Below are 12,778 nucleotides of genomic sequence, written 5' to 3' on the forward strand. Positions count from 1 at the left end.
TGATTTCAACTTTTATGTATTCAAGAACCCTTTCATGGATGCATTTTTTTGGTATGCACTTGGCGTGATACCGAATTCTTTTTTGAATGTACGAGAAAAATAGCTCAAATCGTAGAATCCACATGCGTCGGAAACTTCTCCTAAACTTATGGAACTGTCCTGTAACATTTTTTTAGCCTTTATGAGTTTTACCTGCAAGATATATGACACCGTTGAAACTCCAACAATTTGGTTAAGTTTTCTACTTAGTTGTGAAGTGCTCATAGCCATTCTATCAGCAATAAAAGTAGCGTTGAAATTAGGGTTTGTAATCTCAGCATTAATGATGTCCATCACCTTGCATAAGAATTTCATCTTCTCATCATTGTCTGCTTTTTGTTCGGAAATATTATTTCCACTACTTTCAATAACGCTTAAGTATTTATCTTTTAATATTTTTCTATTTTCTAAAATTTTTTCAATCCGAATCAATAATTCTTCACTTCTGAAAGGTTTACGCATATAAGCATCTACCCCATGACGCAATCCCTCCAATTGATCTTCCTCTGAGGTTTTTGCAGTAAGCATAATAATAGGAATATGATTCAACAAAACATTGTCTTTCATATCAGTGCAGAATTCATATCCGTTTTTTACAGGCATCATCACATCGGTAATCACTATATCGGGAATATATTTTTCAGCCATCAGCAACCCTTCCGCTCCATTTTTAGCAGTAATAACATTGTAATTACTTTGCAATAAAGATTTTACAAATAAGGAAACATCTTTACTATCTTCAACCACTAAAACAATTGGGACATCAGTGCCCATAGGTGTAATTCTATCACTACCATGGTCATCATCATGATTATCTTGATTTTGCGAGGTATTTATAACGATATGGTCTGCTTTAGAAAGCACCAGCATCGGAAGATTTTGCATTTTCTTATTTTTTAAAGGCAAGGTAACGGTAAAGGTTGAGCCTTTTCCCAATTCACTTTCTACTTCAATTTTCCCTTTCATTTTTTCAACAAGCATTTTTGTAAAAGCCAGTCCAATACCCGTTCCTGAATTATTTTTTACGTTAGGACTCTGATAAAATAATTCAAAAATACGGTCTAATTCATCTTTCGGGATACCATCTCCATTGTCTGCCACACGAATCATAATTTCATTAGGATTTTTTCCTTTCAAGACAATAAATTCAATTTTATCGCCGTTTTCAGTGTGTTTGATAGCGTTTGACAGTAGGTTACTAATGATTTTATCCATATAGAAGGAAACGAAATCCATCTCTTGAGCTGCAATATCGGTATAAAACACTAGGTTTACGTTTCTTTCTTGTGCGAATAATCCGAAAGTTTCAGCAGTCATACGCAAGTAAGAGATGATGTCTCCACGTTCCCATTTCGGATTGTCCGTACCACTTTTCAATTTAGAAATATCTAAAAGTTGGTTAACCAACTTAAGTAGATTTTCGCTTTGTCGGTCGATAGCAAGCATAAACCGTGTCTTTTCCTTTTCGCTTAAGTCTTTACGTTGTTGTAATTGTCTATTAAGTCCTTGAATAACAGTCAATGGAGTTCTAAATTCATGGGTCAGATTTGTAAAGAAATCCGAGCGAGTTTGTTCAATCTGTTTTAAGATTTGGTTGCTTCGGGTGCGTTGTCGATAAGCATAGTACAACAAACCGATGATAATAGCTCCCACAACAGCAGCTAACCACATCAAGTAAAGAACTCGCTCTCTTCGCTCCTCCTTGATTTGGTTTTCAGCTTCAATGATTTTTAGTTGCCTTGAATTTTGTTCCCGCTCGTAGTTTACCCGTAAATCCATAAAATGATTGGTGTTTTTAACGCCTAAAATGCTATCGGTCATGGATTTACTGAATTTGTACTGTTTCAAAGCAGCTTCATATTTACCTTGTTTGATGGAATAGTCGTGTTTAAGTAAATAGATTTCAGCTAAATGTCCCGTCGAATTGATTTCTTGAGCCGTTTTTTCTGCTAAAGAAATATATTCGTGATATTGTTCTGTTTTACCTGTGATTAGATTTATTTTAGCCAAGGCGATACAAGCATTGAGCCAGTGCCATTTATCGGAGTGCTTTTCCATCAAATCGTAGGCAATTCGATATTCTTTTTCTGCTAAATCGTATTTTTTTTCTACCGCATAAAGGTTACCTAAATGATTATGGCACAGTCCAATGCCTAATTTTGAATTAGCTTCAATATTTTTCTGTAATGAGAGGTTGTAATAAGTTTTTGCGGAATCATATTCCTGTCGATTTCGGAAAATAGATCCCAGATTGGCATAATTGATGGCCTGTCCCACCTTGCTGTCTAAGGCAGTTTCTTCTTTAAGAGCCTCTCGAAAATAGCGTTCGGCATCATCCGAGTAACCCAAACGTTCACTAATGTTTCCTATACCGTTGAGAGTCATTACTCGCAATTTTCGTCCACTGTTTTTAACATCGGAAAAAGCTTCGATATAATGAAGAGCGTCGTAACTGTAGTTAGCAGCTTCTGTCATGGCACTTATACGTCTGAAATCAGTACTTAAATCGTTGAGAGCCTGAACAATTTCAAGAGTGTCGTTGAGTTTCAAGGCAATTTCTAACCCCGTTTGGTGCGAGGTGATGGCATCAGAAAAGCGTGTGTTTTCACGCTGGGTTTTACCTAATTGTCTGTAAAACATCATCAAAGCGACATTGTTTTTCTCATCAGTATATTTCTGAACCATTATTTTTAGAGAATCTTCTTTCCGAGAAAGTTTCTGAGCTTCCTTTAAGTACATGCTTTTCGCCTCATTATCTACAACTTGTGTTTTTTCAGAGGAACAACCATAGATAATCAGAAACGAAAAAACGACAAAGAAACCGAAAAATTTATTTTCTATATATTTCATTTTCTGAACTGCATTTCATCGCAACAAAAGTAAATTTTTTTTTCCAATTGTAAAAAAAATATACATTAAAAAGACACTTCTCCTAATGCATTTTAACTATAAAAATAATTTGTATTCATAAAAATCTGATTACTAGATAGGTAGATGCATGTGTATGCGTGATTTATACAAATCGTAATTTGTAGATAAAAAAAGATAAATATTTGTAATAATATGATTATCAGATGTATAAAAAATAAATAGCAGACAAAAGGCATATCCGAAGAACTTTATATATTCTTGAATATCAACAAATACAGCATTCTTTTCTCATCAAAACATTAACTGCTAAACAAAAGGGATTCATTTTTCAAATAGTTTTGTATTTATATTTTACTCATTTTAAAATGTTTAACATATTTTGAGGTATATGATTTATACAAATTTTGAAATTGTTAATGCGTCATTTTTACAAAAAGTAGTTTGATTTTTACAACTACTTCTTTTAGGTTCACCCTACCTTTGTACCAGAAAACAGAAAGTAAAATTACTTTATTCTGTTAGAGAAAAACATCATGGTTTTTTAAAATATAAAAAGAGAACTTAATTAGTGAAGTTGTGCAGTCGGGAGGATAGCGCAACTTGTGAGATTAGAAGTTAAATCATTTTTTTTCATATTCAAATGTTAGTAGTAGTTTAAGGCTGTGCTGTCGGGAGGATGGCACAGCTATAGCTACCAAAGAAGATTAAAGAAAACTTATTTTTTTTCATATTCAAATATTAAATCGTAGTTGAGGGTTATGTAGTCGAGAGGGTAACATAACTCGTGCTACGAAACTACAAAGGAAATTATTTGAAAATAAGGACAACACTAAAACCAAAAAATAACAAAGTAAAACAGCATAAAACATTAAAATTTAGAAGAGATGAAAACGAGAGAATTGATAATGTTCTTGGCTGTGTTAATATTTGCAGCCTGTTCAACAGATGAGATGGAGGATTACGAATCCTTGATGGAAAAATCGAATAAAATAACTTTTGTAACACAGAAGAAAAAAGGAGAAAGCATTTGCCTCAGTTTGGAAGCAGAAACATCGAAACAAAATGCTGTTTGGATTGATTGGAACAATAACAAAAGAGAAGATGTTGGTGAGAAGTTTAACGAAACACTTTTTGGACAGTACACTATTTTTGAAGTAGATGCTCCTGAAATTACTATTTATGGCGAAGTAACTGCACTATACATCCCACGAGCAAAAGTGGAACGATTGGAGGTTAGTAAAAATCCTGCACTGGAGAAATTATACTGCTCGGAAAACAATATTAAGGAGCTTGATCTGTCAAAAAATGTAAATCTAAAAGAACTGGATTGTTCCGAGAATAGCATATCCTCACTTGAATTGGGTAACAATCTAAAACTGGAGCAGTTGTCAATGGGGGTTAATCCAATCAGATCGGTAGATGTGAGCAGAAATCTCATTTTAAAACGAATTTGCGTTCGAGGAAGCCAGATTGAGAATTTGAATCTGAAAGCGAATGCAAACCTAGAGGAATTAAATTGTAGCGATACCAATTTGAAATCCTTGGACGTCAGTAGAAACATAAGTCTTAAAACAATCTTTTGTTATGGAAATCATATTCAAGGGGAAAATATGACGGCTTTCATGAATAGTTTACCACAGCGTTGTGACACAACAGGTTTCCTCTACTTGACAGCTAACAAAACCCCACGAGGAAAAACAGAGAAAAATGTTTTTACAAATGGTGACATTAATATCGGAAAAAACGAGAAATGTTGGAGAGTGATTGTTAATTTCCACAAGGAATTATAAGCTAAAAATGCCCCAAAATACGTATCAAATGGGGGAAGAAATGCAAAATCGAACACATTTATCATAAATTGATTAAAGCATTTTGTGATTTAGACAGGATAAAATCCTGAGTGAACTAAAATTTTAACTAAATTGAAATACAGGAATCTATGAAAACAAATATTCTAAAAGCAACACTAGGATTGCTTGTGGTATTTTCGCTACAAATCAATGCACAGAACGATCCTGAACTCAACAATAAAACAGTTGAAAAGGGATATACCAAATCAATCGGAGAGATTAGAAAATCTTATACACAGTTAGATGAAAGGTTATATCACAAGCCTTATGACAATCCTGCGTTCAAAGAATTTTATCTGCTGGATGCCAACAGTGAGCAAGCCTTGATCTCACAGGAAATTTATACACATCAACAGTTGAACAATCGAGGATTGCGTGAAAGTATTCAATCCAAGTTATTTGAGGTAAATTTGCCCAACAAAGGAGGAAAACGTTATTCTTTTCAAGATGACAATGTTATACACGCTTACTTTGCTGTATTTAACGCTGATCCTGAGGGCGTTAAACCTTATTCGTTCTATGTTTCAGGTAAAACTTTATTGGAAGCCCATCGCTATGGAGACATCACTTTTGAAGCAAAATATGAAGATAATGAACATACAAAGGTAGTGACCGATAGTGGTATTCTTCTTTTACTTTATTCTCACAGAGCTCGTGTAGCAGATATGGGGCTTGAAGTGGTACGTTTGGATCAAATGGTGTATGACAAAACACCTTTCAACACCATCGGAGCAGCTTTTTTTGGAATGCTAAACAATATTGAAAAATTCGAAAAGGCTGGGAAATACGATAGCTGCAAAATGAGTTTCAGAATTGCTACAACAATGAAAGAACATTTTGAGAAGCATCCCAAAAAAGTACAGGATGATAGTTATCTATTTGTATTAAACAAATATGAACAGATAAAACAAAGAGTAAAAGGCTGGGATGCTCATACGGCAAAAGGTATAGATATGCCAAAAACATACAATATGACACCCGCAACAACGCAAAAAGCTTTGGCTGACGCTAAAAAACAATTTGAAGGAGCTTTTAAAGTAGACAAACTTGTGTTTTTAGAAAAAGATTGGAAGACATTCAAAAGTCCAAACTATCCATACGAAATCACGCATCGGAGTTTGTTAGTGGGACTTTTGACTAACGAAGGAGGCGTAACGTACTTGCGTCAGTACAATCTACAACAGCCAGGCGACGGAAAAAAATGGCAAAACAAATACCAATTTACAGCTCCTTTTGATGGGACACACAATCCTAGAAAAATCAGCAAATAAACAGAAAAATGAGCAAAAACACATTGTTTTGAAAAACAATTGATGAGTTGTTAGAATTAAAGCTGTAAGCAAACAATTATAGGCTTTTTGAAAGAAAAAAACTCTTAATAAGAGCGAGAAAAACATAAGACATTAGTGAAAATTAATTATCTTTGTAATGTTAAATTAGGTTTTTAAACATATTCGAGGTGATGATGATATTTCATCTCACCTTGAGTGTGTTTTTTACCACAAAGAGCTTTCATATTGACGAAAATTTGCAGAAACTTTTGTAAAACAATAAATTTACAGATTATGAAAATTAAAGTAATACTTAGTATCGCAGTGATTACCTTACTGTGGAGTTGCAAAAGCAACAGTGATAACGACAAAGTTTCGGTTGAAGCTGCCGAAAAGTGGTTGTATGCTATATTCCAATGTCCTAACGGGAATGGATTTTGTTTTCCTGAATGGGGAGGGGATGATAAACTCTATACGAAACGATTTTTAGAATTTTACAATGAAGCCATTGAGCTTTACAGTTTTTGGGCAGAGGATAACTACGATTCGGAAGAAGCTTTGGAACAAGCCAGAGCTCAATATAAAAAGAAATGGGCAAGTGTTTATAACCCAGTGAAAGAAGATGATCTTAATGTGTTTGGAACAGGAAATGGAGATGTTGACAAACTTGAGGACTTGAAAATAAAACATTTAAAAGACTTGAGTTTTAATGTTTTTATCGACTACGGGGAAGTAAAAACTTCGTCAGATGTGATACTTGTTAAGAACGGGGATAGTTTTCAAATTGATTATATGAACACTAATTTTATTGACTGATATAAAATATTATCAGAAAAATAAACAAATCTGGAGAGCCTGTTTTCTGTGTTGAAATATGGAATTAAAAAAGCAAATAAAAATATTTTGAAAAAATGAAATTTATTTATTTTATAGTTGTAACATGTTTATTGATTGTGAGTTGTGAAACCACACCGAAAAAGCAAAATACGACCGAGGAACAAATCCCAAAAGAGGTTTCTTTACCTGAATTGTCTCAAGGAGAGACAGTCGAGTTTGAAGATTCATTTTGTCGTATAGTCAATCAAGATGATGAAAATGAAATGTTTAACAAATTAAAAATCCAAGCGAAAAAAGAAGGAATAGCCTCTTTTGAATTGGCATCGGATAACGAATATGTCTCATTAGAAAAGGTTGACAATCATTTCTTGTTGGTCAGTTTAGGTACAGGCGGAACCCGTGATTTGAAGGCTTATAATCTTAAAACAGGAGAGAAAATATTAGAGGCATCATCTTCAGTTTGGGGAATTGAAACAGGAGAGGAAAGTGGCGTGTTTCACATCTACCTGTACGGAGAGGAAACCCCTCCCGGAATATATTGGGAAGAAGCTACAAAAACCTGGAAATCAAACACGGAAATACCTGAAAATTTAATGAATGACCAGTTAGAACAACAAAAAAAAGAATTTGAAAAAAGAGGTTTTCTAACTGATGGATTTCCAATCATATGTTTAGAAAAATATAAATTTGACATAAACCAACGGAAGGTAAGTGGTACAGGAGAGTATAGATGGGACTACGCTCAGTAGTTTCTTTTGAAAAACTGCACATTAAACTTTTTCTGCTCGCCTGTGATAAGACTAAAGTAGATATAACCTTTCCGCAGATACAAAACAAAGGCTGGATAAAAGTAATATGTGTTACCCCAACAACAGAAACTTTATCAAATTCGGCACAAAGTTGATATTCTTGTAACAAATTGTTTGTAAGTGATTAAAAATCAGAATATATGAATAAATTAATTATCTTTTTTGTAGGTATATTTATCTCGATAGGTTGTAACAATCAACAGCCACGGGAGCCAGAGTTTACATATGAAACTTATTTGAATCAGGACTACGAATTTCAGTTTGAATATCCAACGAAGATGGATGTTGTAATGAACCATTTAGATGGAATTCGGCTTGGATATCCTGAAAAAGATATTCTTCTTGGAGGATATCATGCATTTATCATAAATGATGAATCTGATTGGGTTAATTTGAAAGAGGCGTATGATCAAGATTTGAAAAGTGAAAATGTAAAGTATTCTAATACAGAATTTCATGACGAAGATTACTATTTTCTTGAAGGAATGATAGACGGTAAAACATCGTTTATGAAATATACAATCAATAGTGAAAGAGGTTTTTATATTATTGAAATTCAGTATACGGACGAGAAAGATGCTCAACTGTGTAAAGCAATCGTGAATCACGCCAAAAATACTTTCAAAAGAATCGAATGATAAAGAAAATACTTAGTTACATTATTCCTATTTCGGTACATAAACAAGACTCACAGGTGAGTACATCGTTGGAGGTGTTATTACACAACGGTCGCTATATACTTGATACACCGAATACGAACTATTCCTATGGAAGTCTTCAGCGTATTCTGCGATTTGGCTTGAAGAAAATAGGTTTCGCACGTGTGCGAGAAATGGAACGTATTTTAGTAATGGGACTGGCAGGAGGAAGTGTTGTGAGAACTCTGATTGATGAAATAGGTTACCAAGGGGCTATGACAGCGGTTGAATTAGATGGTGAAGTAGTTGATATTGCAAATAAGTATTTTATAATCAATGATATAGATGGTTTAGACATCGTAATTGATGATGCTCAGAATTTTGTCAAAACAGCAAAACAAACCTATGACCTAATTATCGTTGATATTTTTCAGGATAACCACATGCCTGATTTTCTATTTTCGAAAGCTTTTATCAATCAAACAATTTCATTGCTGAATAACAACGGAATCATTCTGTTTAACACAATGAAAGTAAGAAAAGAGGACGCCATCAGGAATCTCCGTTTTATTGAGTATTGCAAACAATATGCGACAGTAAAGGTTCTTCCTAATGTTGAAGGAAGCAATGAGTTATTACTGATTTTTAAGAAAGGCACTACCTCCTAAAGTGCGTGAATTAAAAACTTCGATACGTTTAGTATAATTTTGTTCGTTTCGTTTTTCTTCGTACGTAAACGAGAAATGCACTCATTACTTTCTTTTGAAGGTGATGGCTATTTTGAGATTTGTGCTAAAATATTTTAAGGGAATACTATTTTTTTTAGAAATAAAATGTTACATTTGTGGTTTCTTAATAAAAAATCATATAGTAATGACTCAAAAAGCAACAATAATCTACACTAAAACCGATGAAGCTCCGTTATTGGCGACCCATTCTCTATTGCCTATCATCAAACGATTTACGACTTCGTCAAATATTGATTTTCAGTTGAAAGATATCTCCTTAGCGGGACGTATTCTGGCGAATTTCCCTGATTTTTTGACCAAAGAACAACAGGTGGAAGATGCTTTAAAAGTTTTAGGAGAATTAGCAACACAACCTGAGGCTAACATCATTAAACTACCAAACATTAGTGCTTCAGTACCTCAGCTGATTGCTGCCATAAAAGAGTTACAATCCAAAGGATACGATTTGCCTGACTACCCCGAAAATCCGACTACCGAAGGAGAAAAACAGATTAAAACACGTTACGATAAAATTAAAGGAAGTGCCGTAAATCCAGTGCTTCGAGAAGGAAATTCAGACCGAAGAGCTCCAAAGGCAGTGAAAAACTACGCCAAAAAACACCCTCATTCTATGGGCGCTTGGAGCAAAGATTCATTGACCGAAGTAGCTACTATGTCCACAGGCGATTTTTACCACAGTGAAAAGTCGGTAACTACAGAAAAAGTAGACAACGTACGAATTGAGCTTACAACCGCTGAAGGAGAGAAAATAGTCTTGAAAGAAAAAACATCTTTACAGAAGGGCGAAATCATTGACGCAGCAGTGATGAGCAAAAAAGCCTTGCTTACTTTCCTAAAAGAACAAGTACAAGTGGCAAGAGATAAAAACATTTTGTTTTCATTACACATGAAAGCTACGATGATGAAAGTATCTGACCCTATTATTTTTGGACATGCAGTGCGTACCTTCTTCGCCGATATTTTTGAAAAACATGCAAATATTCTAAAAAAAATCGGAGCGGACGCAAATAACGGCTGGGGCGATATCATCGCTAAACTGTCGAATTTGGAAAATACTGAACGAGAGATTATTGAAAAAGATATTCAAACGGCTATCGAAAACGCACCTGCTTTGGCAATGGTAAATTCTGATAAAGGGATTACCAATTTACACGTGCCAAGCGATGTTATTATTGACGCATCAATGCCCGCAATGATTCGCAATTCAGGAAAAATGTGGAACGCCAAAGGCGAAGCTCAAGACACCTTGGCGGTGATTCCTGATAGCTCTTATGCAGGAGTTTACAAAGAAGTAATCGCATTCTGCAAAGAACACGGAGCTTTCGACCCAACTACTATGGGGACTGTTCCGAACGTAGGACTGATGGCTCAAAAAGCGGAAGAGTATGGCTCTCACGACAAGACTTTTGAAATCCCTGCGACGGGAATAGTGAACGTTATTGGGGAAGATGGAGTGGTTTATTTGTCTCATAATGTAGAAGTTGGTGATGTTTGGCGTATGTGTCAAGTGAAAGATGCGCCTATTCAAGATTGGGTAAAGTTGGCAGTTTCACGTGCTAAAGCAACCCAAACTCCAGCCGTTTTTTGGTTGGATAAAAACAGAGCCCACGATAATGAACTTATCAAAAAAGTGGAGGAATATCTTAAAAATTATGATCTCAACGGTTTAAATATCCAAATTTTATCACCAGAAGAAGCTACGGTTTATACGTTAAAACGCCTAAAGAAAGGGGAAGATACCATTTCTGTAACAGGAAATGTACTTCGTGATTACTTAACTGATTTGTTCCCTATCTTAGAGTTAGGTACCAGTGCCAAAATGCTTTCTATTGTACCTCTGATGAACGGAGGAGGATTGTTTGAAACAGGAGCTGGTGGATCTGCCCCAAAACATGTGGAGCAATTCTTGGAAGAGAACTACTTGCGTTGGGATTCATTGGGCGAATTTTTGGCATTAGAAGTTTCATTAGAGCATCTTGCAGAAACTTTCAACAATCCAAAAGCCTTAGTTTTAGCCAATGCTCTTGGTGAAGCTACCGAAAAAGTGTTGGAAAACAATAAATCACCTCAACGAAAATTAGGACAATTAGATAACCGTGGAAGCCATTTCTATTTAGCTTTGTATTGGGCTGAGGCTTTGGCAAATCAAGATAAAGATCACCAATTGGCAGGTGAATTTGCTTCTATAGCACAAGCGTTGAAAGATAATGAGACAAAAATCGTTGAGGAATTAGTAAGCGTTCAGGGACATCCTGTCAGCATTGAGGGATATTATGCTCCGAATGAAAAACGAACTTATGCAGCAATGCAACCAAGTAAAACATTAAATAGAATCTTGAGTTAATGTATTTAAAAGAGGCTATCTAACTGAAAAAGATAGCCTTTTTTATTACTCTTCATTATTTTTTTTCGAAAATAAAAATATATCATATTATTTTTTTTCGTAAGTTTGCGGATGGTCTGTACAACTAAAATAATGATATTATGAAACGAGTACTACATATTACTAACAACCAATCTACCTCTGAAAAATTGCAACAAACCTACGCAAAATCAGAAGTAATCACTTGGAATGAAATGCTTTGTGAGGGGAAAACAACAACTGATGTAGGTAGTGAACATTTTTGGAAAAATCGGTATGATTTTTTTAAAAATGAATATAATACGGAAAAATCATCGTTTATTGAAACCGTTTTGAAGGAATATAGAAACCTATGCAATCAAAAAACACAAGATGAAATAGTATTATGGTTTGCAGAAGACTTACAAAGTCAGTTTAACATGATAGGTGTGATTTCATGGATAAAGCAACACCGCAAAAATATTCAAGTGTCATGGGTTAATTTACTTCCAAGCAGCCAAACTATTGAAAAAATAAAACTTGCCTACACCCAGCGACATCCGCTAATTCAAGATGATATCGAATACGCTGATTACATTTGGCAACTCTACTGTAGCAATTCTCCTCTGCAATTAGAAAAACACACCAAAAACATACAAACTCGCTTAACAGCACTGCCTAATGCTATCCAACTCCACTTGAAACGTTTTCCTTTGGTGGCGAATGGCTTAAATAACGTTGAGATAAATGTTTTAGAAACTATTTACCAACTCAATGGAAACCGAGATGCTGTGTTAAGTCACTTGGTAAAAAACGACCAAAAAATGGGATATGCTTCAGCTCAATATCAAAATCTGATTAATCGGTTAAGACCTTTACTTTCTTCATTAAATCCGTTAAAAATCAATGAAGATGCTGAAAAAGCACTCCGACAAGAGTTGAATGTTTACGCCTCACTGCGAAATGAACACGATTATTTTGGAGGTAGTTTAAAATACAATTTTTTGTATTATGAACCTGCTAATAAAATTATGAAGTTATAAAGGTTTCATATTTAACGACTTAAATACAATGGTGTAAAAAATACTCTTTCTTTACTTGCGTAAGAAAAAAAAAAGATGTAATATTGCACCGTCTTACAGTGGACAGGTCTCATAGCTCAGTTGGTTAGAGCACCTGACTCATAATCAGGTGGTCGCTGGTTCGAGCCCAGCTGGGACCACAAAGAAAATCAAGGCTTTACAGAAATGTAAAGCCTTTTCTGTTTTTTATGTGTGAAGCATATGTGAAACATTTGATACATTTGCATTATGGGATACTCCCAAAACTTAACCCCAACTTTTTAACTTACACACTTAGAGGGATAGTGTCTT

Annotated in this window: 9 protein-coding genes and 1 tRNA gene; 9 read left to right on the plus strand and 1 reads right to left on the minus strand. The window is 34.8% G+C overall.

The window, feature by feature from the left end:
- Positions 1 to 12 precede the first annotated feature (12 nt).
- Positions 13 to 2,889, minus strand: coding sequence for an ATP-binding protein (locus CGC52_RS07815; RefSeq protein ID WP_095894017.1), 2,877 nt, complete (start codon positions 2,887 to 2,889; stop codon positions 13 to 15).
- A 905-nt stretch (positions 2,890 to 3,794) separates the two neighbouring features.
- Between CGC52_RS07815 and CGC52_RS07820 the strand changes: the two genes are divergently transcribed.
- From CGC52_RS07820 to CGC52_RS07860, 9 genes are all read left to right on the plus strand, one after another.
- Positions 3,795 to 4,700: a leucine-rich repeat domain-containing protein gene (locus tag CGC52_RS07820; protein ID WP_111966938.1), complete on the plus strand. Its 906-nt coding sequence runs from the start codon at positions 3,795 to 3,797 to the stop codon at positions 4,698 to 4,700.
- A gap of 149 nt (positions 4,701 to 4,849) precedes the next feature.
- On the plus strand, positions 4,850 to 6,031 hold the full coding sequence (locus CGC52_RS07825; RefSeq protein ID WP_095894019.1) for a hypothetical protein: 1,182 nt from the start codon (positions 4,850 to 4,852) through the stop codon (positions 6,029 to 6,031).
- A gap of 294 nt (positions 6,032 to 6,325) precedes the next feature.
- Complete coding sequence (locus tag CGC52_RS07830; protein ID WP_042347739.1) at positions 6,326 to 6,847, plus strand: hypothetical protein; 522 nt, start codon at positions 6,326 to 6,328, stop codon at positions 6,845 to 6,847.
- Positions 6,848 to 6,942: 95 nt separating this feature from the next.
- The gene (locus CGC52_RS07835) at positions 6,943 to 7,617 is read left to right on the plus strand and encodes a hypothetical protein (protein WP_095894020.1); all 675 of its coding nucleotides are present in this window, start codon (positions 6,943 to 6,945) and stop codon (positions 7,615 to 7,617) included.
- Positions 7,618 to 7,817: 200 nt separating this feature from the next.
- A complete protein-coding gene (locus CGC52_RS07840) occupies positions 7,818 to 8,315 on the plus strand; it encodes a hypothetical protein (protein WP_095894021.1) in 498 nt (165 codons plus the stop codon).
- Positions 8,312 to 8,983: a spermidine synthase gene (locus tag CGC52_RS07845; protein ID WP_095894022.1), complete on the plus strand. Its 672-nt coding sequence runs from the start codon at positions 8,312 to 8,314 to the stop codon at positions 8,981 to 8,983. Before CGC52_RS07840 ends, CGC52_RS07845 begins: the two co-directional genes overlap by 4 nt.
- Before the next feature lie 205 nt (positions 8,984 to 9,188).
- On the plus strand, positions 9,189 to 11,408 hold the full coding sequence (locus CGC52_RS07850) for an NADP-dependent isocitrate dehydrogenase (RefSeq protein ID WP_095894023.1): 2,220 nt from the start codon (positions 9,189 to 9,191) through the stop codon (positions 11,406 to 11,408).
- A gap of 140 nt (positions 11,409 to 11,548) precedes the next feature.
- Positions 11,549 to 12,448, plus strand: coding sequence for a DUF1835 domain-containing protein (locus CGC52_RS07855; RefSeq protein ID WP_095894024.1), 900 nt, complete (start codon positions 11,549 to 11,551; stop codon positions 12,446 to 12,448).
- 105 nt (positions 12,449 to 12,553) lie between these two features.
- Positions 12,554 to 12,627: transfer RNA gene (locus CGC52_RS07860), tRNA-Ile, on the plus strand.
- Positions 12,628 to 12,778 lie beyond the last annotated feature (151 nt).

Origin of the sequence: Capnocytophaga sp. H2931, from assembly GCF_002302535.1 — a bacterium.
Classification (GTDB): domain Bacteria; phylum Bacteroidota; class Bacteroidia; order Flavobacteriales; family Flavobacteriaceae; genus Capnocytophaga; species Capnocytophaga canis.